We start from the raw sequence: 21497 nt of genomic DNA, 5'->3' as shown, positions 1-21497 counted from the left end.
GGAAGCAGATGAAATATTATTGGCGAGATTTTCAAGTCATGACAGCTGATAAAATAGAGCAATGGGTGGAGAAAGTATCAAACCAATTCGGAAAAGAATACATGTTTACTTTTTAATGACAACTTAAGGCCATAAAAAAAGCCTAGAGAAGGTCACTCTAGGCTCGGAAAACTGGGGTTTATCGACTTTTCATCTTATAGACAGGAAGTAAATAAACAATATGAACATTATTAGACTAATCACTCTAATTTTGCAAGTCATTTACTCAAAAAAATCACACCTAGATCCATAAAAATTAAACGTTTGATTAATAAATAATTAACTATCAATCTTATCTAAATTACGGTCTTTTAAGCTTAAGTTCCCCTTCACAATATCAGACAGCATGCGCCAATCGGAAATAAAGCTGTATAAAGGCTGCTTGAAACTTGCCGGCTTATTTTTTTCAAAGAAAAAATGTCCGACCCATGCACAGGCATAGCCTGAAACCAGACCATAAGCAAAATACTTTGGTTGTTTTTTTAAAATTGCTTTCGTGAAGAAATAGAGTCCTATACTGCTGCCTGTGGCATGTAAACGTCGGCTCATGATATTTCGATGTTCAGTCAAATAAAATCGATAAAATTGCGAGTAGTCACGAATAGGCAACTGAAATTCGGGCTTTAAATCTCGATTAAACTCGGGTTGTACTTGTGAATTCATGTTGTGCTCATCCTGAACTTATTTTAATCAACATAGCTTAAAATTCGTCCGCGTTAAAGGCGTAAAATTTTATTTTGATCCCATGAAAGTCGAACCATTGTGAATTATACAATTGATGGAATATCCATCTTTTAAAACTTTTCTTAGTCCAAAAGCAGAGTTTTCAAATCCGTCAAGTCTTACTTCTCAACTGTTTTTCGCTACAATCGATACGCGTTTAACTCATAGAAAATTTACGCACATTTTAGTTTTTCATTTTTATAAAAATTTAAAGATCGCTTCATGCCAGATCATGAAGTTGTGACATCAGGACAGAAAACCATGGTTGAAGTTGAATTAAAGTTCCAGATTCCAGAAGCACGTCGAACTGCATTATTAAAAGCACTCGATCCAAAAAAATCGGAACAAATTCAACTTAAAGCTAAATATTTTGATACCCCAGATCGACAAATGGCCCAGCAGCATGCAGCCTTGCGTCAACGTTTAGAAGGAACGCGCTGGATTCAAACCTTGAAAGCTGCTGGTAAAAGTCACATTGAACGGTTTGAACATAATTTAGATTTGGGTGAACTTGAACAAGCCCCTGCCCTAGATTTATCTGTTTATAGCAATGAAGCTGAAGTTCAGTCGGTTTTAAAAACCACTTTAGGTGATCAGCAAGATTCGCTACAACTTCAGTTTGAAACTGAGATTCTGAGAACTTATCGCGTCATAGAGTTTGAAGATGCCAAGATCGAAGTTAGCTTAGATATCGGCTGTATCCGTAGCAACAATACAGAAACAGAGGTTCACGAAGTTGAATTTGAACTTAAAAGTGGCTCTATTCAATCACTCCTTGCCTTTAGTTTTGAATGGGTTAAAAAGTACCATTTGTGGTTAGATGTTCGTAGTAAAGCTGAAATTGGAAATTTGCTGGCATTGAATCAAACTGTGAGTCCAGCAGTTGAGGCTAAAGAATTTCAACTCAGTAAAAAAGACACTGCCGCAAAAAACTTACGACTTTTAATTGCACAGGAAATGCAGCACCTTCTGCCTAATATTGCCGCAATTTCTGCAGGTGTTGCTCAGGCCGAGCACATTACACAAGCTCAAAAAGCACTCCATCATTTACAATTAACCATTTCGCTGTTTAAAGATTGGAACAGCGATATCGTTGAAAAATGGGCTGTGCAATTGGGCGCATTTAAACAGCAGTTTGAACAATTACACCATTTTGAGCACATGCAAAATACCTTGGGTGGCTTTTTACAAAACCCAACGACCTCAGAAAATTTAACCAAAGATATTTTGTATGCCAAAGAGAAGTTAGGCAATTTGGTTAAATCGACTCAAAATGTGCATCATTATCTTGAGCTTTTAATGTTTAGTTTGAAAGTCGATGAAGCACCGCAACAACATGATTTTAAATGGTATGCTCAAACTACCCTTCAAAACCAATATAAAGCCCTGCAAGAGGCTTTAAATGATGCCGACATTAACAATTTTGAAAGCTTAGATGTGCTTTCTCAGCGCATACAAGAGCTTAAATTTAGCTTCCCAATTTTGACGTCTATTTATGATGTAAAAAACTTGCAGAAATATAGTAAAGCGCTCAATGATGCACAAGTCGCGGCTCAGGAATATCAAGTCCTTTCCTCTTCTGCACAATATATTCAGCAAACAGAGCTGGAAGCTAGTGATTGGTTTGTTCTCGGCTGGTTGACTGCAAAACAAGAGGTTTATGCAGATAAGCTATTAGAAGCGACCGAGCAATTCCTTGTCAGTCGAAAACTCATTAAATAAAACCTAAGGGAGATTCAATGAGCCTCCCTTTTTTATTTGTATCCTACATTGTCATATAGATATTCATTTGTTGAACATTCAGATTCAAAGTCGGCTAATTTCAATTCATCATTTCTTTAGTTTGACTCAGTTACATTGAAATATTTTGAGACGCTATTATTTTTGTTTTCTGAGTAAAAACTTTTAAAATAAGCTATTTGAAAAATTAGATTCAGGGTGGTTTTATGTTGAAAATTCACATACCTGTAATTTATCCCCTATTTTCATTTTCACTTATTTTTATCTTTTTCCCATTACTAAGTGCTTGTAGTGAACAACATAAGCCTGTGCAAAGCACCGAATTAAGGCGCACGGCATCCTTACAAGTCGAAAAGCCGCTTTCTCCAACTCAAAACTTTGATCAGACACGAAGAACCTTTAAAGTCCTGCGCAATAATAATGAGGACTATGGTGATGAGTCTTACCAAATCAAAACCGATGCTGGCACACTGAGTATTTACAGTATGAACTTGAATCCGCAGCAAGGTCAGTTACTATCTAGCGTCAAGTCTGGAGAATGTCTCACCCTATCGAGTCAAAGCGATAATTTAATTGCGGTTGATGGTTATATCAGTGTAATGGAATTAGGCGACATCAAAATTCACCCCTGCAAATAAACTTCAGCATAGTATTTGCATATCAGTCATTCAAAAAAACTAAGAAAATTGCCTTAAGGCTACACTGCTATTGGGGGTTTAATTCATAATCCATACTGATTTAACCTTGTGCTAATAACCCCCATGATTTCATGGCATTACTCACCATGCGTTGTAATTGTGTCAAGGCCATACCATCACGTGCTTGTATCGTCATCCCTTGCAATAAGGTCATATAAAAATCAGTCAATTGCTCTGCATGAGCCAAACTTTCAATTTCGGCATTTGCCATAGTGGCTATTTTCACATTAGGGCGTGGATTACATAATCCAAAGCATCCTTGTGCAGCGAACTAAATTCACGTTCTAAGTAATATCGTCAACATATTTAATTAACTGATGTTACGCGCGTAAAAGTAATTACGCATTTTTAAAATGATTTTTAAGTCTATTCGACGGAGTCTTACATCTAGGGTTTAAATAAAGGGATTAGCCTTCGGCTGGAGGTACTCTTACGAAACGTTGTTTCTCATTCGGCAAAAGTACCCAAAACCATTGTCATCCGCAAAACTCGTTCACTAGCGTCTACTTATTCAAAGTATCGCAAAAACATCTTTAAATAGATGTAGTTCTGTCTCAAACACTTGCGGATGACGTTGCCGCGTATCGCTCTTTTATTTGAATCAAATGGCGCTTCTGATGTTACTGCGTAACATCAGTAATTAACGATATTTATTAATTAACGATATTTCCCAAAGATTTTCCACGTATTGTTATCTGCTAAAGGGTCACTATAGCTATCGCTACGGGCTTTACGTGGTTTGTCACGGGCATCCACCAATTTAAACTCGTTTTCGACACTAAGTACAATGCCATTCACATAAAAACGAGTACGGGTATAATCACTTTGCCCATGTTGAAATACATAGGTTCTGAGGTCAATAAATTCACGGTGTCCGACCAAGGCTGCAGTGTCATCGCTGTCTAGCCAATGTCGCATCGCTTGAATTTGATCTGCTTCAAACTGCCCACATTTTTCAACCAAACTTGCAATACCACGAAAGGTTTTAGATTCTTTCGCCCGTGTTTTGTTGATTCGAATACGATCCACATGAAAATAAAAAAGCGGCAGATTCAAATGACTCGGCAAATGGACTGCATCGAGGACTTCATCTTCCATAAAGGGCTGAAATAAGTCCTGAGCACGTTCAATTAAGCCAGTCCACTGCGCATAATATTCGGCTACTTCAGACGCTGTACCATAATAAATGGGCAGCCCTTCTACATTGGCTAAGGTTGAGGGCGGCCAAACATTTTGTCGAAGTAATCCAATATCACTTTTCAGACTTTGCACTGCGATTGCATCTTGCATGAAGCATTCCATTTTACTTAGGCTATTTTTTAGATTAAGTCAAAGGTTTAGTTTCTGCAAGGCTTTGCCTATAATACTGCATTAGATTTTTATGCTAGGACACATTCATGGTTCAAAAGATTGAAGCTACTGATGTAACCGAAGAAGAAGCGTTGAATGCAGCTTTCTTTGAACGTGCGGATGAATTTATTAAACAAGCCAATGAATTTTGTCGTGTTGAAAAGGGTTCTCAAGTCAAACCGGCAGAAATGCGCGGTCAAGTGAGCGCTGCCATGTTATTTGGTACCGCTCGTTTTAATACTTGGGTTGCTGCAAATGGCTTCAAAGATGGCAAAGAAATGCGTGATGCCAAAGATCAAGTAATGTCTTATATTCTTCAACAATTTCAAATGATGCTTGAAGATAATTATGATGAATATTGCGAACAGTTTGAAAACTATCTTCGCTTCCGTCATAACGAAGAATTCCATGCAAACAAGCATGATCACGACCACGATCATCAGCATTAATCAAAAGCCCTTCGGGGCTTTTTTTATACAACTTCTCTTTCACAAAGCTTTGATTTAATATTTAGTCATAACGTTGTATTTTCATCATTCATGCTATTTTCAGTACCTTGTATATTTGAAAATACAATGAAATACGCAAGAAATGGACATGGTTTTAAGGACAAGGATAGCAATGCAGACGCTCGATTTTGCCATCGTGGATTCACATATACATCAATGGGATCCATACAATACCCCACATGCCGCTTCACTTGCCGTGAAATTATTGGGTAAACACCCCTACTTGCTCGACAAAATGATGCGCTTAGTTAAGCCGCAAGAGTTAATTGACACGGTTGGCTTAACCAAACATGTGACGACACCGTATTTGCCTAAAAATTATAAGCAAGATGCAGGACATTATTTGGTTGATCAAATCGTACATGTAGAAGCGAGCTGGCATGACCATAAAGGCAAAGGGGTGGTTGGTGAAACCAAGTTTATTGAATCCTTAGACTTTAACGCTCAAAAAATTAAACTTGGCGCCATAGTCGGCACTGCAGACCCATGTGACAGTAGTTTTAAGAAAATTCTTAAAATGCATAAACAATCCTCCCCACATTTTCGTGGCATACGAAAAATGGCAGCTGTACATGAAGACCCAAAAGTTCATGCATGGACCAATGAACCGCATCTCTATACCAATAAAAAATTTATGAAAGGTTTTGAAGCTCTTGCTCAAATGAATTTAAGTTTTGATGCATGGGTTTATTCAGACCAAATTCGTGATTTAACCGCTTTAGCACGTGCTTTCCCTGAAACATCTATCGTTCTGGATCATTTTGGGACACCTGTCGGTGCCTTTGGACCTGTCGGCTCACATACAGGCTTAACCCAAACTTCACGTGACAATATCTTGTTTCGTTGGAAAGATGATTTAGCTGAACTGGCAAGTTGCCCAAATGTTTATACCAAAATGTCTGGATTATTCATGCCGGTGCTGGGTCATCAGTTTCATAAAGAACAACGCCTTGCATCCAAACAAGAGATTTTCGATTGCGCCTTTCCGCTTATTTCTCATGCTCTACAATGCTTTGGGAAATACCGTGTGATGTTTGGCTCTAACTTCCCGATGGATAGTGTGAGTGCATCCTTGGTGAATATTATTGACGCCTTTTCAGATGCGGTCGCGAGTTATGATCCTGATGCGCTGACTTTAGTCTTCCAACAAAATGCGCGTCAGTTCTACCGCCTATAAGTTCATTAAGCTATTTTGCTATCAAGCTATCCATTGCGGCTCAAAAAAAATCCTCCATCTGGAGGATTTTTTTATTCGGTTTATTTTTGAGTAGATTTTACAGCTTGACCATATTGGTCAGCCATCACCTCAACCAAACGCTCAGGTTGAATATATTTTGTGATGACAGCATCAACATCCGCTTTGGTCAAACTAGCAATGCGTTGATCACGCTTTTCACGATAGTTTAAATCACGACCTTTTTCTAACTGTGGAATCAACATACTATGAATGCGACGGTCATCTTCAAGTGCAGTTAAACGCTTTTTCAAAATACTGGCTTTGGCTGCTTCTACTTCCTGTTCCGTCACGCCATTTTTCAATAAGTTTTGCAAAACTTTATGAACAGACTGAGAAACTTGTGCTGATTTACCCGCAGTGTAGTTTGCATCAATACTCAGTACACCTGAATTCACCCATTCATCAAAATTAATGTCTGCACTAAAACCATAAACCAGTGCATTCTTTTCACGTAACTCTTGAGCTAAACGTGAAGACAACTGTGAATCACCAAGTATGTGGCGTAATACTTGTAGCGCAGGAGAATCGGTATGCTCTACACCTACAGGTAGAGTCATAATGGCTTGGTAACTACCAAACTCACGCTGTTCAGACAATGCATGCACTTTCTGTGCAGGATACGCTGTAAATGTAGACTCTAAGCGTTGATATGGCTCGCTGGTTTTCCAATCTGCAAATTCTTTTTTCAGAATTTTTTCTATTTGCTTGGTATCAAAATCACCTGTTACCGCAATTTGTGCATGCTGTGTTTTAAAGAATTTTTGATGTAACTGCTGCACTTGATCACGTGTAGCCGACTCAATTTGTTTTTTCGTAAGTTCCGGTTCGAAGTGATAACGAATATCCCCCGGTTGATAGATCTCGACAATACGCGACAGCGTCATTGCAGCAACGGTATCCGGCTCTGTATAAGGTCGATCTAAACTCGATAAACTTTGCGCTTTGATTAAATCAAATTGTGACTCTTCAAATGCTGGAGCTTTAATAACATCAATGACATATTGCAAAAATTCAGCAAACTTTTCTTTACGTGCAACCACTTGAATCATGAAGCCATTATCATTTGCACTGACCGTTGCACCACCACCGACATCAATAATTTTATCGGCAATTTGCTGCAAGCTTTGATCTTTAGATGCACGGAACATGAGATAAGCTGTCAAACCTAGCAACTCACCTTTATTCATTAAGCTTTGCGCTGTACCAAAATCCAATGCAATCGTAGCATAGGTCTTGTCGTCACGTGTTTTAGTTGGAAACAATGCATACTGAATGCCGTTTTTAAATTTAGCTCGCAGAATCTGTTTTTCTTTCTGATTTAAATATTGCTTAGACTCTGCAACATATTGCTTCACTTCAGCACGATAAACACTCGCATCTTTCAATGGCTCTTCTGCAGGCGCTTGCTGATCTAAAGTTTCAGCAGGTTTTGACGCAGCCTGTTGCTGTGCTTTCTTCTGGTCTTCAGGTGTTGGTAGAATATTTCCTGTGACACGGTATTCAGGCTTTAGAAAATCCTTATACACTTGATTCACGTCGCTTACACTCAGCTTTTGTACTTTATCTAAGTCTCTGAAATATTGAGACCAGTCCCCGTTATAAGCCACAGTATAAGAACTAAGACGCTCGCCAAGTGCTGTTGCGCTATTTTTGACATTGTCAGCCATATTTCGAGTCAAGCTTTTAACACGGTTTAGCTCAACATCATTAAAGGCTTTATTCTGCTCTACACCTTGTGCCAGACTGGTTGCCACTTTGTTTGCATCATGACTTGGGCCATATATCGCCCCCATAAACACCAAATTAAAATCTTTATCTAACCATGTGGTGGATTGAACTGCGGTTGCTGTCCCTGTTTCCACCATGCTTTGATACAAATGCCCACTTGGCTGTAAGGTATACAAAGTTGGAGATACCGCCAAAGCGGTTTTAATCGGTTCGACTGCACCATTTAAATAAATATTAAATTTGCCAAAGTCACTGCCCTTATGAACGGTAAATTCGCGTTGCTTTAATTTCGTTCCATCTAATTTAGGGACTTTGGCCTGTTCAGGAATTTGGCGTGCGGCAATTGGGCTAAATTGTTGATCAATTTGTTTTAATACAGCCGCTTTATCAAACTTACCAGAAATCACCATCACTGCATTATTTGGCACATACCAACGGCGATAGAACTGGTTTAATTCGTTCATATTGATCGATTGAAGTTCTTTCAAATCACCTATCGGTAAGCGACCTAAAGATTGATTGCCATAGGCTTCTTTTAAAACTTGGTCGATTAACACTGAAAATGGCTGATCTAAACGAATTTCACGTTCACGCTTAACGATATCAATTTCTGTCGGTACAAATTTTTCCTGAAGTACCAATTTGTCCATCCGTTCTGCTTCCAAATGCAAAACTTGATCGATTGAACTTTGTTCAGGACGAATCACATTGGTGTATTTCGTTGAATAATAATCCGTACTGGCATTGGTCATCAGCGTGAATTGGTCTAAGCGACGCTGAAATTCATCACCTTTGACATTTTCAGTGCCTTTAAAGGCCAAATGTTCAAGCAAATGCGCTAAACCACCTTTGCCCTCAGGGTCATTTAATGAACCCGTGAAATACACCGTATTCATAAACACTTTGCTTTCTTTATCGTTTTGCGCCAAAACCACACGAAAACCGTTGTCTAATTTATATTCTTCAATGGCTTGTTCAGTTTTAACCAATACAGGTTGAGCAAAGAGGCTTGTACTTAAACCTGCAAAAAAAAGTGAAAGCGTTAAATGTTTAATACGCATGTAATTCAAGTGTCCTTTATATTTAGCATCGATCAGCGCAGTGCTGTCGATCAGATTGGTTTTGATTTTATGCTGAGCTTTTCTGGATTAATAGTTACTTTTTATTAAATACATGCTGCAGAATGAGACAGCATGTATTTGATTTATTTTCAGATATAAATGTCCGACTGCATATATAAACACGCATAGCCTGAGATTTCTATACGGTCATTTTCGAGCATTTGACAATGTAACTCACCACCACGACTCGATGCTTGATACGCCAAGATTTGACGTTTTTCTAGACGTTCTGCCCAAATTGGCACGATTCCGGTATGAATAGAACCCGTAACAGGATCTTCATTGATGCCATTACCCGGTGCAAAATAGCGTGAAATACAGTCATATTGCTGGGCTGCCGCAGTGATTGCAACATCAGTGATCGTACCCGGCGCTGTGATGGCGGTGCGGATTTTGCCAAGACGTTTTAAAATTTCAAAATTCGGTTGTTCGTCCAAGACTTGTTGAGCCATTTCGTATTCCACGATATACGCCTGCGCATTCTGATAAACCTGCTTAAAAGGTTGACTCAACCCTAGACGTAGCTCTTCAGGATATTCGCTCACGACCTGTGCCCGACGCACAGGGAAATTCATCAGAATTTTTCCATCTTCAGCTTTATTTACGCTAAAAATACCGAGATTTTTGACATGAAATTGGATATTTTTTTCTGCAGTATAAAACTCAAAAAGCACATAACTGCTGGCCAATGTCGCATGTCCACAAAAGTCCACTTCAGTGGTCGGTGTAAACCAACGAATTTCATAATTACTGCTGTCAATTTTTTTCACAAATGCAGTTTCAGACAGATTATTTTCCAAAGCAATCTGTTGCATCAAGTGTTCATCTAACCATTCATCCAACACCAAAACCGCCGCTGGGTTGCCTTTAAATAACACTTGGGTAAATGCGTCCACTTGATACATTTTCATTGATAGAACTCCTGATTTAGTGATTTATATTAAAGGCTTTTGAAAATATTTCATGCGTTATATGCTATGTAGCAACACTTTTTAATAAAACATCTAAGTTTTAGATGAACTTAAATATAGGTACAATTTTGAAAACGCATATTCACCCTGTTCCTTTAGAAAAATCATACCGACTTTTAAATCATGGGCCGACTGTGCTCGTCTCTGCTCAGGATCAAACCCATACCGGTGTGATGACTGCGGCATGGGCATGCGCCTTAGAGTTCAATCCTGCAAAAGTGACGGTAGTACTGGATAAATCAACTAAAACACGTGAGATTATCGAGAATTCAGGCTATTTCGCCTTACAAGTACCAACACTAAAACAACTCAAACTGGTCTATGCACTTGGCATGATGAGCCAACGTGATGCGCCAGAAAAATTACGCCAATGTGGCGTGGAATTATTTCAATTTAATAACTCAAATATTCCTGTGGTTGAAGGTTGTGCTGCTTGGCTACTGTGCAAACTTATTCCTGAGCCGCACAATCAACAAGCGCACGATCTGTTTATTGGCGAAGTCATTGCTGCCTATGCAGACGACCGCGTCTTCCGTAACGGACATTGGTATTATCATGAAGTAGCAGATGAATGGAAAAGCCTACACCATGTTGCTGGCGGGCACTTTTATACCATTGGTAATCCCGTATCTGTAGACGAGACACCAGACTAAAATAGTGCTATGAACTCTGTCGTTTACCTAAGGTTGAAAATCAATAATCATCCGTTTTGAGCATTTTCATGCTAACTTTAACTTAATTTTAAATATTGAATGAATGGATATGACGTTTAAAATACATACATTGGATGTCAAAAATTCACTGCAAAATTATATTTGGCTGCTTGAACACACCGAAAGCCATGATGTCATTGCAGTAGATCCTACTGAAGCTGCCTTGGTCGAGCGCTATTGTCAGGAACATCAACTCAATCTTACGCAAATTTGGCTAACGCATTGGCATAAAGATCACGTCGGTGGCGTACCAGAACTTATTCAGGATAAAAACATTGCTGTTTACGGTCCCCGTGCAGAATTGAGCCGTATTCCATGGGTGAATTATCCTCTCGATCATAATGACCGTTTTGAATTTCATGGTCTTGAAGTTGAAATAACAGCAACGCCCGGCCACACCCTCGGTCATATCGTATATTTTATCGATGACATTCATACACTTTTCTGTGGCGACGTATTATTTGCTATGGGCTGTGGACGTGTATTTGAAGGTACTTTTCAACAAATGTACGATTCATTGAACCGTATTGCCGCATTCCCTGCAGAAACTCAAGTGTATTGTACTCACGAATACACCCTGTCGAATGCGCAGTTTGCGCGGCATGTTGAACCCGACAACCTTGCCATACAACAGCGTTTTGATGAGGTTGAATCCCTACGCATGCTTGGACAATGTACTTTGCCAAGCAGCATTGAATTAGAACTAGAAACCAATCCATTTTTACGCGCAGAAAGTGTTGAAGCGTTTCAGCGCTTAAGAGAACTCAAAGACAATTTTTAATTGGATTGCGAGTTATAAGCATTTTAGATTTCATCACAAATAAACTGTTTTATTTGTGATGAATGTTTCGGGTCGATTTATCATTTTATATTTATAAAATTTGATTGCTTGCAGCAAATTCGTCCAATTCAGCTTGAGTCACAACTCGAACCGCTTGCATTTCATCGATACGCACCATCAATAAGCCACCTAATGCAGGCTGATAACGTCGCGCACTGCCAAAAGGCGTATATGCCACTTTGGATTGCTCCGAAAAGACCAACCAATCTTCATGTCCAAGCATCACCGCAATAGGCGTCTGCCCCGCTTGTTGCATCTGTTCAATTTTTGCTTTGACATCGTGCTCAATGTTTTGCATGCATTCAATCTATTTATATCGATGGGACATAGTATAAAAGCATTTCGACAAATCTTGATGAGAAATAGCTTTGCAAGCTCACCTATCCAGCGAATTAGGCTTTGAATAAGCCGCATTTTTGCAATCAATACCGCACACCTTATCCACTGTGATTTAAGTTAAGCAATCGATTATTTTGCGCACAGCTTCTCTATGCACATAGGACAGATTTTAAGCCAGCAGTTAAAAACCAAATTTTTAAAATACGTTATATTTACTTACATTAAGTTTAGCTTTTTATAAAACAGCAAGTTAAATGAGTTTATACAGTTTACAAGCCGATAATCTGTTTATTTATCCATCAAAATTTCATATTTTAAATAAAAGTTTTCCATTTCCCCTTTAAAAAATATTTTGACACCCCTATTTAATATTTTAATGATTGATAAGGAGTTCGCTCGTGAAAAAAGTGGTTAAAGCAAAAAATTTAGTTGCCTTCCGTCTTTGGTTAGAAAAGTTAGGATATTCTGTTCGCACATTGGCAGATAATCGTGGATTTACATTCAGTTTTAAAAAAGAATATGGTCTAGTGACTGTAGATTTGTCTGGTAATGCTTTGGCCATGCAGCTCGGTGAAGAGTTTGAAGATCATTTAAAGGCGTAATCTTCTCTATAATTTATTCGAACGATTTGAAATAAATGATTTAATTCGATTGATTCGAATCCACATTTCAAAATTTGCCCGTATATTCGGGCTTTTTTTCACCTTTGTTTTACTGATTCATTTTAACGAGAGAAATTTCAGACAATAAAAAAACAAGATAAGACATCTTGCTGTATCTCTTGGTTCATCATCTTTCCTTTCATTAGATTTATTTCTTTAGATTATGTCTTCAGAAAAGACCATGTTTAAGACACTGATTTTTTCGCATTTCAAAAACAAAAAAAGCAAGGTATAAAACCTTGCTTAATCTAATGGTGGGGACGGAGAGACTCGAACTCTCACACCTCGCGGCGCTGGAACCTAAATCCAGTGCGTCTACCAATTTCGCCACGTCCCCAACTCGGGTGCTGACAATGTCAGACTTTAATTTGTTTTAAAAACCTGTTTATTTGGCAACTTAATAAATTAAGTGGTGGGGACGGAGAGACTCGAACTCTCACACCTCGCGGCGCTGGAACCTAAATCCAGTGCGTCTACCAATTTCGCCACGTCCCCAACAGGGTTGCTGACAATGTCAGACTTTTTAAAACTTGGCAGAGGATCAAGGATTCGAACCTTGACGAACGGTTTTGGAGACCGTCATGCTACCATTACACCAATCCTCTGCGACCTTCACTACTAAACTCATGTTTAGTAATTCAGTGGTGGGGACGGAGAGACTCGAACTCTCACACCTCGCGGCGCTGGAACCTAAATCCAGTGCGTCTACCAATTTCGCCACGTCCCCGATGGCTGTGTATATTATAGAGATCACCCTTACATGACAAGCCTTTTTTATAAAAAAGCATATTGTTTGTTTAAATAAAAAACAATAGTGCCTTTTTTGTATTTTTCTTAAGCAAATTCAGCAACTAAGTCGCTTTTTAAGCGATAAAAATCCACCAATCTGTCATTTTTTTGCTTCATCAACATGTGTTGCAATAGCTGATTAAACCCTTGATATTGCATCGGCAGATCAAGCTTTAAGCGTTGGCAATGTAAATAGGCCCAATCTTCATAGTTTTTCGCCTCTAAACGCTGTGATGTCAGCCATTCCAAGAAAATAATCCCCAGCGCATAGATATCACTGTGCAAAGATTTTGCTTGTCCATGGAAAAGTTCTGGAGCCATATAACGTGGTGTCGCAGTTAAGGCATTTTGCTGATCAAAATCTAATGGTAGCGCTTGCTCAAAGTCGATGAGTCTGCACTGCCCTTGCCAATTCACAAAATGCTCTTGTTTTAAATCTGCATGTATCCAACCGTGCAAGCTTAATCGTTCAACCACATCGAGAGCTTGCCATAGCACCTGCCTCACCTGTTCGATGCTCAAACTCGATGCAGGCTGTAAGAACCAAGGCTCAGCATTGGGCAGTATTAATAGGCGATCAATAGGCTCTTGCTGAATACTGAGATGCGTCTCTTTTATCACTTGAAAAGGTAGCGTGATACTGTTTTGTGTAGACGCTTGATTGAATAGCTGGTACAGCTCAATTTCTCGACCAAAACTAGCTACATGTTCAGGGCTGCTGTCACTGACTTGCGCCTTGAGCCAATGACGTTGTTGGTTGAATTGAAATTGATATAGACGACGGCCAAAAACCAAACTTTTGGTTTTGGTTTTTGGCTCGCAAATGGTTTGCGCTAAATCTGTGGATTTAAACCGCAATAAATTCTGCATGTCGTTGACTGGGTTCATTTTGATAATTTAATAATTCCAAACAATGCTGAATGGTCTTACCAATGCGGGCTTGCGTTTCGATTAATGAAATCTTCGGCCAAGTGGCTCTTTCACCTTCACGCTGCAATACCTTAAACAGATAAGGTCGAGGATTTTGCAACATATAACTATAGTGTCTTAAGCCATATTTCCCCACAATATTGACATCACCATAGTAACGCTGATCCACCACGCCATAACCATGATCAAGCAAACGTCTTACAGGTGGGATACTTCCTGCACGCTCACGGGCAAAATCCATCACCCCTTTACTAATCACCTTACCTTGACGACGAACGATCCGCTCAGGCCAACTCAACATGCTTTTACGAAAGCGTGAAGCATCATCCTGCATAAACGGCACAATATGCGGATTGACCTGACTAGCGATACTGTAATTAATATTATACAAACGCGCCATTTTCTCCTGTGGGAAATCACTGCGCACACTGCCATCCACCCAACGCGTTGCCGACATATATGGCGTAAATTGCCCGTCATAACGCTTACTGGTCAGTCGTACCGGTGGAAATAGAATGGGCACTGCACAAGATGCCAACACTGCACTCCAAACCAACAAATCGGGTGATGTATACGCATTCATAATTCGTGCATCTTGGGATGCATCATAAGGCGCAACTGCCACATTGATATGCAGACCAGATTGCTTATAAGCTTCGGCAAAAGTTAAGTCACCTAAGTTTTCAACCAAAAACTTTTTCAGATATTTTACATCTGCCAAACCGCCATTACCCTGCACTAACTCAGTCAATTTACGAAAATGAAATGCCTCACTAAAGAAATTTTGTCCGTTTAATAAATTGGTAAACTCTGACGGTTTAGAGACACCCAACATCCCGGTCATAATTGCGCCAGCACTGGAACCAGACAGAACTTTTGGCATCAAATCTTGTTCCATCAGTGCTTTACACACACCGGTATGAAACAAACCTAAAGTTGAACCGCCTGAAAACATCAAAACAGGTTGACCATAGGCTTTTTGGCTTTGTTCAAAGAATTCAATTTTTTGTGCAGCATCAAGACAAACGCATTCTTCAGATGCGATAAATGCCAAACTTTTACTCACCTCATCAACATAGTCTTCAATAATTTTTTTGGTGCCGACGTAGGCTTCTGTAAACAGTAAAGGATGAGCAATATTGCCAACATCATAAGTTAAACCTTCACTTAAAATGTACATCAAATCTCGAGTACGTTTCTGAGCACGATATCGTCTCAGTAACCCTAAACGATGTGTGATGATTTCTGCATCAAAATACGGTGAACTATTATCGAATTTCCATTCTTGCGCACCCGATTCTTCATCTATTTTAAGTGCGATATCTTTCCATTCTTCATAACATTCAGCACGGTCGAGCTGACGCTTTAATTTTTTTATCCGATATGCCTGATGTGGATTAATACTTTTTGAAAACCCTGTAAACAACATGACTATCCCTCAGCACACTTTAAACTGTTCACTCAGCTAGATTTATAACAACTTTTTGGTTGTTCGAATAGCGCTGATCTGCCAGAACAATCATTTAACTTTGACATATTTAGGCGATTATAACTGCATTATTGATGTACACTGCTGTCATATACTAACCAACAACAAGACACGACAAGCTGACTTATCATGGCTACAATTGATTTACCTGACAACATCCTTCAATCACTATCTACTGTACTCTTACAACTACAGCACAGTTTGCCTGAGCTTAAACAAGCACCCGATTTTTCGAGTATCGCTTTTAAATGGCAAGATAAACAGCTTAAAGCCATTCAACAGCCCAAAGTCATGTATTTAGAAGATTTAAAAGGAATTGAGCGTCAAAAAGAAAAAGTGATTCAAAACACTTTACAGTTTTTAAAAGGCTTACCTGCCAACGATGTTTTACTCACTGGCTCTCGTGGTACAGGTAAATCATCCATCGTCCGTGCTCTGCTCACCCATTATGCAGACCAAGGTTTACGTTTAATTGAAATTGAGCGTGATGATCTATCTGATTTACCAGAAATCCAAAATTTAATTAAAAATCGCCCTGAAAAATTTATCGTATATTGTGATGATTTGGCATTCAATGCTGAAGATGAAAACTATCGCAGTTTAAAAAGTGTTTTGGACGGTTCATTACAATCAGGTTCAAGTAATTTTATTATTTATGCTACCAGCAACCGTCGCCATTTATTACCTGAATTCATGCATGAAAATACACCTGTAACCAAGGTAGATGTTCCTCAATATACTGAACTCCATCCACAAGAAGCGATTGAAGAAAAAATATCTCTTTCTGACCGCTTTGGGATGTGGCTGTCGTTTTACCCAATGGATCAAAATTTATATCTCGAAATTGTGGAACACTATCTTGCCAAGGCTGATTTAGCCATGACCAGCGAAGTTCGTGCTGAAGCCTTAAGATGGTGTCAGTCTCGTGGGCAGCGTTCAGGGCGTGCTGCTTATCAGTTTTCAAAGCATTGGATTGGGTCTGTAAATCTAAAGGCTTTGGCAAAATAACGTCTACAATATTTTTATGATCTGAAAATATAAGTTCTGCAAAGCCAGTCAGACAATTTCAGCTAAAAGCAGCCACATCCTCGTTGGCTGCTTTTAAATGCTAATAAACTCTTGATTGAACCAATTGCTTGAAAATCATTAAGAACACACTAATTATGGTACTAAATTGAGTTGACCAATCACATATAAGGTATTGCAATCAATCACACTTTTCTCCGCATCAAGGTATTTTTGCTCCAAGATCCCATCCGTTTCTGTAAAACCATAATCATCATCATTTATAATTGCCAAATGCTGTTCATCAATCACCCACAAGCCTTCAACTTTATCGTGTGGATAATGTAAAGTTTCGACTAAATCGACAACTAAGCTCTTTGCCACAGGCAAAATATTTAATTTTTTTAGCGCCTCCCACCCCTCATTAAGCACATATTGTTCAGGTGTTTGCCCATCAATGAGCAATCCTAAAGATTCATTTTGCTGAAAATGATCACTTAGTTGAACTTTTTCTAGGTTTGTCGCCGCATCGATATCAATTTTATAGATTCGTTTAAAAGCGTTTGGATTATCTTTATAAAAATCATCATCACGTTCAGCCACTAAAAAGCATGTTTCACTCAGCGCGACAATGGCTGTATTTGAGTTTGACTTAAGTTCTTGCCGATATAGATATTGTTCAGTTGAGCCATCGTCTAAATTGACCACCACAATACGAACCAAGTCCGACGTTGTGACTGATGAATCTGGATTACTCATCGTCGACTGCATGATGCCGACCAATTTTTTTTGATCTGGTGTAATCGTCAGACCTTCCATCCCTCGATTTTGCTTACGGTTGGCAAATGCATTTGGAAGAAAATAACCCGACTTGCAACGCTCATCTTGTTTGTATGCATTAATACGGTCTATTTCCACGCCTTCGCTATTAAAATGAACGAGATGAGGCCCATATTCATCACTCACCCAAAATGTGCCATCTTTTAATGCAACCAGACCCTCAGAATCTAAGCCATATTCATCTGTGCCAATTGCTAAAACCACACCATTTTGATCATAAGCCACTTCTTTTGTTGCACCGAAATGCTGATTTGGCAAACCTGTTATAGGTCTCCCAGTTGGATCTTTGAGTAAGATTTCTTTCAATTTTTTAATCGATCCATCGAGCTGCAATTCAAAAAGTCTGATTTTTGGCATATAGCTTGGATCTAAGAATATCTTGCCTTTATCTCCATTCACATCATAGGTTGTATTCGGACCTCGATCCGTAAGAGCATAAAATTGATATTTTTGAGTGGGATGTGGGGAAATTTCCGACCCAAAACCTCCACAATGAATTTCAATAAAATGGTCTTGTTTTGCCCCATCTGGAATATTGTGGATATCCAAAGTTTCATAGGGTAAAGAAACACCTTTATAAAATTTCTTTAGGTCAATATGACTTTGATTTGGTTTTGATTGATCCAAAGCTTCATTATTTTTTGTCATTATTTCACATGGCTCTAATTATTTATTGAGCCATCATATCCACAATATTGTTCTAAAACCACAGTCTCTTTTTTGAAACACACAATAAAAAAAAGAGGCTAATTTAGCCTCCTTTTTAAACGATTTTTACGCTTCGTTTGGATTACTTAATTCCGTCATCGGCCAACGCGGTGTAGTCGTAACAGACAAACCATCATGCTGACCCGCTTTAAGACGCTGATAACCAGCAAACGCAATCATTGCACCATTATCTGTACACAGCGCAGGTTCTGCATAAAACACATTTGCACGGATTTTTGCCAAGTCAGCCTCTAAGCGCTCACGCAAACGCTTGTTCGCACTTACACCACCGGCAATAACTAAACGTTTTAAACCCGTTTGTTTTAAAGCTTTGACTGATTTTTTCACCAATGTATCAACCAACGCTTCTTGGAAAGATGCAGCGATATCCGCCTCACGACCTTCGCCTTCAACTTTTTTCAATTGAACTGAAACGGCAGTTTTTAAACCACTAAATGAAAAATCTAAGCCTTGGTGCAGCATTGGACGTGGAAATTCAAAGGCATTGATGTCGCCATTGATCGCCAATTTCGAAATATTTGGACCACCTGGGTATGGTAGACCCATCATTTTAGCGACTTTATCGAATGCCTCACCTGCTGCATCATCAATCGACTCACCCAATAATTCATATTGACCAATTCCATAAGCAGCCATCAATTGAGTATGTCCGCCAGAGACTAAAAGTGCCACAAATGGAAATTCTGGTGGAGTTTTAGACAACAAAGGCGCCAACATATGACCTTCCATATGATGTACACCAATTGCAGGTTTATTCAGTGCAAATGCCAACGTACGACCAAACAATGCGCCTGTCATTAATGCACCCATCAAGCCCGGCCCGCGAGTATATGCGATGGCATCAATTTCAGATTTATCAACTTTACTTTCTTCAAGCAATTGTTTTAATAACGGAATTAACTTACGCACATGGTCACGTGAAGCTAATTCAGGTACCACACCACCATATTCTGCATGCAGTTTGATTTGGCTATACAATACTTGTCCGCGTAATCCTTGCTCACTATCGTAGAGTGCGAGTCCTGTTTCATCACACGAAGTTTCCAAGCCTAAAACGATCATTAAACTGCCTTTTGCCCATTTCAAAATATTGCGAAACCTATTATAGACTTGTGATATGAGATGTAAATGAGTAAAATACTGACCTTCACTTGTGATCAAGGGTAATTCGACCCGAGATCTTATCCATAACTTAATGAGGATTCTTCATGCCACAAGTTAAATTGAAAGAAGGCGAACCAGTAGACGTAGCTATCCGTCGTTTCAAACGTTCATGCGAAAAAGCGGGTGTTCTTGCTGACGTTCGTAAACGTGAATTCTACGAAAAACCAACTCAAGAACGTAAACGTAAAAAAGCTGCTGCTGTTAAACGCTACCAAAAGAAATTGGCTCGCGAATCAGTACGTACTACTCGCCTTTACTAAGATTAATTTGTGATTGATTGACTAACCTGGACAAGATAAATGACTACTTTAAAAAACCAAATAACTGAAGTTTTAAAAGCCGCTATGCGTGCTAAAGAAATGGATAAGTTAACGGTAATACGTAGTCTACAGGCAGCAATCAAGCAAATCGAAGTCGATGAGCGCATAGAGCTTGACGATAAGCAAGTTCTTGCGGTCATTGAAAAGCAAATCAAACAACGCAAAGAATCGGTTAAAGCCTTTTTAGGTGCAAACCGAGATGATTTAGCTAGTAAGGAACAAGCCGAGATTGAGGTGTTATCTCAATTTCTACCAGAAGCTATGACTGAGGAAGAACTTGATTCCATCATTGCGCAAACGATTACTGCGCAAGAAGCTACTAGCATGAAAGATATGGGTAAGGTGATGAACTCTCTACGTCCGCTCATAGCCGGACGTGCCGATCCTGCACAAGTTTCAGCTAAAATTAAAGCGAAACTCTCTTAATCTTTCATCTATATTGTTTGATTTGGTCTATTTAAGTACGCTGATGACTTAAATAGCCAAATTATCCAAATTCAAAAAAAATTCAAATCCATACATCATTTATTTTTCTTTATCATCTAACGATTTCATACTTAAAAATATCTCGCCAACTTCCATCTACTGGATTTTGAATTGCAGCTTGTTCGATTTCAATCAATCTAAAATTTGCTCGTTCACATAGACGTCGTGCTTGCTTGTTTTCTGCATCTACAAAAGCATTTAATTGCTGAAATCCCAGATCATTCAATAATTGATCCACAAATAACTGCAAGGCTTCAGTCATCAAACCCTGCCCTTTAAATTCAACATTTCCCCAAAATCCAACAGCAGCTTGGTTTTCCAACCAATTGATTTGATGAATATCCATGACACCTAAAAAGTTATGCGACTGTTGCTCACGAATCACATAAACAAAATTTTCCTGATTTAACGCAGCCAACACTCTCGAATCACAAAATGCCAATGAAGCATCTAAATTAGGTTCTTGTAAAGACCAAGCCAAACTTGCAGGAAACATTCGTAAGGTTTCTATACTTTGACAGATCGCCTCATAAAGTGCTTTTGCATCGTGACGCTGAATCAACTGAAGCGTAATTCTGCCATGACGCATATCAAAATCATCGAGTTTCATTTTTATTCAGTTTCTCGTAATGATTTAAAATGCTTATAAATTTGCTTTTAATTTAGGGTACATTGCACATTATATTTTTTTAATAATTGCATCTCTTTTGATGCGATCACCTGCTGAATCACATCCTGCTTATTCATATTACGGTACTCACGATCTAAAAATGCACGATTTTCGTCTGCCGCACGATAAAGATCATTCACATAAGTCTGAACAATACTGCAGTATTTCACTTGCTGGTCTGCTTTAAATCCCTGTTGCTGCGGGTCTAACTGACTAAAAAATTGGCGTACATCTGTTTTATATTTTTCGTTAATATCATTCACAGCGATCACATATTGCTCTGCACTAGCTGCTGCAATATTCGTTGCTAAGCCCAACAGACAGGCCGCCAAAATCATATTTTTCATTTGTAAGTTCTTAATCATAAACATTTTACATCCAGCTAGTTTACACTGATTAATCTA

At 38.9% G+C, this 21497-nt stretch carries 22 protein-coding genes, 4 tRNA genes and 1 pseudogene; 11 read left to right on the top strand and 16 right to left on the bottom strand.

Translation table 11 applies throughout. The features are described 5' to 3' along the window. A pseudogene (locus FTT88_RS03025) lies at positions 1–116 on the top strand (transposase); the annotation flags it as partial. A gap of 202 nt (positions 117–318) precedes the next feature. Here FTT88_RS03025 and FTT88_RS03020 read toward each other — a convergent pair. Then, a complete protein-coding gene (locus FTT88_RS03020) occupies positions 319–702 on the bottom strand; it encodes a DUF962 domain-containing protein (protein ID WP_180002975.1) in 384 nt (127 codons plus the stop codon). 321 nt (positions 703–1023) lie between these two features. On the opposite strand from FTT88_RS03020, the gene FTT88_RS03015 reads away from it, so the two are divergent. Both FTT88_RS03015 and FTT88_RS03010 read left to right on the top strand, forming a co-directional pair. Further along, positions 1024–2484, top strand: coding sequence for an inorganic triphosphatase (locus tag FTT88_RS03015; protein WP_180003176.1), 1461 nt, complete (start codon positions 1024–1026; stop codon positions 2482–2484). Positions 2485–2708: 224 nt separating this feature from the next. Further along, a complete protein-coding gene (locus FTT88_RS03010) occupies positions 2709–3140 on the top strand; it encodes a hypothetical protein (protein ID WP_180002977.1) in 432 nt (143 codons plus the stop codon). 100 nt (positions 3141–3240) lie between these two features. Here the strand turns inward: FTT88_RS03010 and FTT88_RS03005 are convergent, their stop codons facing one another. After that, entirely contained in the window at positions 3241–3411 is a 171-nt protein-coding gene (locus FTT88_RS03005; RefSeq protein ID WP_180002979.1) for a hypothetical protein, read from the bottom strand. Positions 3412–3857: 446 nt separating this feature from the next. Continuing rightward, complete coding sequence (locus tag FTT88_RS03000) at positions 3858–4490, bottom strand: hypothetical protein (protein ID WP_180002981.1); 633 nt, start codon at positions 4488–4490, stop codon at positions 3858–3860. A gap of 107 nt (positions 4491–4597) precedes the next feature. On the opposite strand from FTT88_RS03000, the gene FTT88_RS02995 reads away from it, so the two are divergent. Then, positions 4598–4999 carry a DUF3144 domain-containing protein gene (locus FTT88_RS02995; RefSeq protein WP_078188837.1) on the top strand — a complete coding sequence of 134 codons (402 nt, stop codon included), beginning with the start codon at positions 4598–4600 and terminating at the stop codon, positions 4997–4999. A 172-nt stretch (positions 5000–5171) separates the two neighbouring features. Continuing rightward, positions 5172–6236, top strand: coding sequence for an amidohydrolase (locus FTT88_RS02990; RefSeq protein WP_180002983.1), 1065 nt, complete (start codon positions 5172–5174; stop codon positions 6234–6236). Between the two features lie 80 nt (positions 6237–6316). On the opposite strand, the gene FTT88_RS02985 is transcribed toward FTT88_RS02990, so the two are convergent. Together FTT88_RS02985 and FTT88_RS02980 are read right to left on the bottom strand one after the other, a co-directional pair. Beyond that, positions 6317–9085: a pitrilysin family protein gene (locus tag FTT88_RS02985; protein WP_180002985.1), complete on the bottom strand. Its 2769-nt coding sequence runs from the start codon at positions 9083–9085 to the stop codon at positions 6317–6319. A 149-nt stretch (positions 9086–9234) separates the two neighbouring features. Further along, entirely contained in the window at positions 9235–10056 is an 822-nt protein-coding gene (locus FTT88_RS02980) for a PhzF family phenazine biosynthesis protein (protein WP_180002986.1), read from the bottom strand. Between the two features lie 104 nt (positions 10057–10160). On the opposite strand from FTT88_RS02980, the gene FTT88_RS02975 reads away from it, so the two are divergent. Together FTT88_RS02975 and gloB are read left to right on the top strand one after the other, a co-directional pair. Further along, the gene (locus tag FTT88_RS02975) at positions 10161–10769 is read left to right on the top strand and encodes a flavin reductase family protein (protein ID WP_180002988.1); all 609 of its coding nucleotides are present in this window, start codon (positions 10161–10163) and stop codon (positions 10767–10769) included. 109 nt (positions 10770–10878) lie between these two features. Continuing rightward, positions 10879–11610: a hydroxyacylglutathione hydrolase gene (gene gloB, locus FTT88_RS02970; RefSeq protein WP_180002990.1), complete on the top strand. Its 732-nt coding sequence runs from the start codon at positions 10879–10881 to the stop codon at positions 11608–11610. Positions 11611–11701: 91 nt separating this feature from the next. On the opposite strand, the gene FTT88_RS02965 is transcribed toward gloB, so the two are convergent. Further along, on the bottom strand, positions 11702–11926 hold the full coding sequence (locus tag FTT88_RS02965) for a hypothetical protein (protein ID WP_171525918.1): 225 nt from the start codon (positions 11924–11926) through the stop codon (positions 11702–11704). 481 nt (positions 11927–12407) lie between these two features. On the opposite strand from FTT88_RS02965, the gene FTT88_RS02960 reads away from it, so the two are divergent. After that, positions 12408–12611, top strand: a complete 204-nt coding sequence (locus FTT88_RS02960; protein WP_078188846.1) for a hypothetical protein — start codon at positions 12408–12410, stop codon at positions 12609–12611. A gap of 312 nt (positions 12612–12923) precedes the next feature. Here FTT88_RS02960 and FTT88_RS02955 read toward each other — a convergent pair. The 6 genes from FTT88_RS02955 to FTT88_RS02930 all read right to left on the bottom strand — a co-directional run bounded on the left by FTT88_RS02955 (position 12924) and on the right by FTT88_RS02930 (position 15819). Beyond that, a tRNA-Leu gene (locus FTT88_RS02955) sits at positions 12924–13008 on the bottom strand. 73 nt (positions 13009–13081) lie between these two features. Next, positions 13082–13166, bottom strand: a tRNA-Leu gene (locus FTT88_RS02950). A 36-nt stretch (positions 13167–13202) separates the two neighbouring features. Then, positions 13203–13276: transfer RNA gene (locus FTT88_RS02945), tRNA-Trp, on the bottom strand. Positions 13277–13313: 37 nt separating this feature from the next. Beyond that, positions 13314–13398: transfer RNA gene (locus tag FTT88_RS02940), tRNA-Leu, on the bottom strand. A gap of 107 nt (positions 13399–13505) precedes the next feature. Further along, a complete protein-coding gene (locus FTT88_RS02935; RefSeq protein WP_180002992.1) occupies positions 13506–14330 on the bottom strand; it encodes a protein kinase in 825 nt (274 codons plus the stop codon). Further along, positions 14308–15819, bottom strand: coding sequence for a DUF3336 domain-containing protein (locus FTT88_RS02930; RefSeq protein ID WP_180002994.1), 1512 nt, complete (start codon positions 15817–15819; stop codon positions 14308–14310). Before FTT88_RS02930 ends, FTT88_RS02935 begins: the two co-directional genes overlap by 23 nt. A 189-nt stretch (positions 15820–16008) precedes the next feature. Between FTT88_RS02930 and FTT88_RS02925 the strand changes: the two genes are divergently transcribed. Beyond that, on the top strand, positions 16009–16887 hold the full coding sequence (locus FTT88_RS02925; RefSeq protein ID WP_180002996.1) for an ATP-binding protein: 879 nt from the start codon (positions 16009–16011) through the stop codon (positions 16885–16887). 153 nt (positions 16888–17040) lie between these two features. On the opposite strand, the gene FTT88_RS02920 is transcribed toward FTT88_RS02925, so the two are convergent. Beyond that, complete coding sequence (locus FTT88_RS02920) at positions 17041–18372, bottom strand: esterase-like activity of phytase family protein (RefSeq protein ID WP_180002998.1); 1332 nt, start codon at positions 18370–18372, stop codon at positions 17041–17043. 126 nt (positions 18373–18498) lie between these two features. Next, complete coding sequence (tsaD, locus tag FTT88_RS02915; RefSeq protein WP_078193616.1) at positions 18499–19515, bottom strand: tRNA (adenosine(37)-N6)-threonylcarbamoyltransferase complex transferase subunit TsaD; 1017 nt, start codon at positions 19513–19515, stop codon at positions 18499–18501. Positions 19516–19661: 146 nt separating this feature from the next. Between tsaD and rpsU the strand changes: the two genes are divergently transcribed. Together rpsU and FTT88_RS02905 are read left to right on the top strand one after the other, a co-directional pair. Further along, complete coding sequence (gene rpsU, locus FTT88_RS02910; RefSeq protein ID WP_001136722.1) at positions 19662–19877, top strand: 30S ribosomal protein S21; 216 nt, start codon at positions 19662–19664, stop codon at positions 19875–19877. Between the two features lie 39 nt (positions 19878–19916). Beyond that, positions 19917–20363 (top strand): GatB/YqeY domain-containing protein, encoded by a 447-nt coding sequence (locus FTT88_RS02905; protein WP_078193617.1) that lies wholly within the window; start codon positions 19917–19919, stop codon positions 20361–20363. Between the two features lie 112 nt (positions 20364–20475). On the opposite strand, the gene FTT88_RS02900 is transcribed toward FTT88_RS02905, so the two are convergent. After that, positions 20476–21033 carry a GNAT family N-acetyltransferase gene (locus FTT88_RS02900; protein WP_180003000.1) on the bottom strand — a complete coding sequence of 186 codons (558 nt, stop codon included), beginning with the start codon at positions 21031–21033 and terminating at the stop codon, positions 20476–20478. Positions 21034–21080: 47 nt separating this feature from the next. Further along, positions 21081–21440 (bottom strand): hypothetical protein, encoded by a 360-nt coding sequence (locus FTT88_RS02895; RefSeq protein WP_180003002.1) that lies wholly within the window; start codon positions 21438–21440, stop codon positions 21081–21083. Positions 21441–21497: the final 57 nt, after the last annotated feature.

It is taken from the genome of Acinetobacter sp. YH01024 (assembly GCF_013420195.1).
Taxonomy (GTDB): Bacteria; Pseudomonadota; Gammaproteobacteria; order Pseudomonadales; family Moraxellaceae; genus Acinetobacter; species Acinetobacter amyesii.
This window is presented reverse-complemented; position numbering and strand designations above follow the sequence as displayed.

Bases quoted from the DNA above. Each gene is read 5' to 3' on its own strand.
- FTT88_RS03020 (WP_180002975.1), bottom strand. From the start codon at position 702: ATGAATTCACAAGTACAACCCGAGTTTAATCGAGATTTAAAGCCCGAA.
- FTT88_RS03015 (WP_180003176.1), top strand. From the start codon at position 1,024: ATGGTTGAAGTTGAATTAAAGTTCCAGATTCCAGAAGCACGTCGAACT.
- FTT88_RS03010 (WP_180002977.1), top strand. From the start codon at position 2,709: ATGTTGAAAATTCACATACCTGTAATTTATCCCCTATTTTCATTTTCA.
- FTT88_RS03005 (WP_180002979.1), bottom strand. From the start codon at position 3,411: ATGGCAAATGCCGAAATTGAAAGTTTGGCTCATGCAGAGCAATTGACT.
- FTT88_RS03000 (WP_180002981.1), bottom strand. From the start codon at position 4,490: ATGCAAGATGCAATCGCAGTGCAAAGTCTGAAAAGTGATATTGGATTA.
- FTT88_RS02995 (WP_078188837.1), top strand. From the start codon at position 4,598: ATGGTTCAAAAGATTGAAGCTACTGATGTAACCGAAGAAGAAGCGTTG.
- FTT88_RS02990 (WP_180002983.1), top strand. From the start codon at position 5,172: ATGCAGACGCTCGATTTTGCCATCGTGGATTCACATATACATCAATGG.
- FTT88_RS02985 (WP_180002985.1), bottom strand. From the start codon at position 9,085: ATGCGTATTAAACATTTAACGCTTTCACTTTTTTTTGCAGGTTTAAGT.
- FTT88_RS02980 (WP_180002986.1), bottom strand. From the start codon at position 10,056: ATGAAAATGTATCAAGTGGACGCATTTACCCAAGTGTTATTTAAAGGC.
- FTT88_RS02975 (WP_180002988.1), top strand. From the start codon at position 10,161: ATGAACTTAAATATAGGTACAATTTTGAAAACGCATATTCACCCTGTT.
- gloB (WP_180002990.1), top strand. From the start codon at position 10,879: ATGACGTTTAAAATACATACATTGGATGTCAAAAATTCACTGCAAAAT.
- FTT88_RS02965 (WP_171525918.1), bottom strand. From the start codon at position 11,926: ATGCAACAAGCGGGGCAGACGCCTATTGCGGTGATGCTTGGACATGAA.
- FTT88_RS02935 (WP_180002992.1), bottom strand. From the start codon at position 14,330: ATGCAGAATTTATTGCGGTTTAAATCCACAGATTTAGCGCAAACCATT.
- FTT88_RS02930 (WP_180002994.1), bottom strand. From the start codon at position 15,819: ATGTTGTTTACAGGGTTTTCAAAAAGTATTAATCCACATCAGGCATAT.
- FTT88_RS02925 (WP_180002996.1), top strand. From the start codon at position 16,009: ATGGCTACAATTGATTTACCTGACAACATCCTTCAATCACTATCTACT.
- FTT88_RS02920 (WP_180002998.1), bottom strand. From the start codon at position 18,372: ATGACAAAAAATAATGAAGCTTTGGATCAATCAAAACCAAATCAAAGT.
- tsaD (WP_078193616.1), bottom strand. From the start codon at position 19,515: ATGATCGTTTTAGGCTTGGAAACTTCGTGTGATGAAACAGGACTCGCA.
- rpsU (WP_001136722.1), top strand. From the start codon at position 19,662: ATGCCACAAGTTAAATTGAAAGAAGGCGAACCAGTAGACGTAGCTATC.
- FTT88_RS02905 (WP_078193617.1), top strand. From the start codon at position 19,917: ATGACTACTTTAAAAAACCAAATAACTGAAGTTTTAAAAGCCGCTATG.
- FTT88_RS02900 (WP_180003000.1), bottom strand. From the start codon at position 21,033: ATGAAACTCGATGATTTTGATATGCGTCATGGCAGAATTACGCTTCAG.
- FTT88_RS02895 (WP_180003002.1), bottom strand. From the start codon at position 21,440: ATGAAAAATATGATTTTGGCGGCCTGTCTGTTGGGCTTAGCAACGAAT.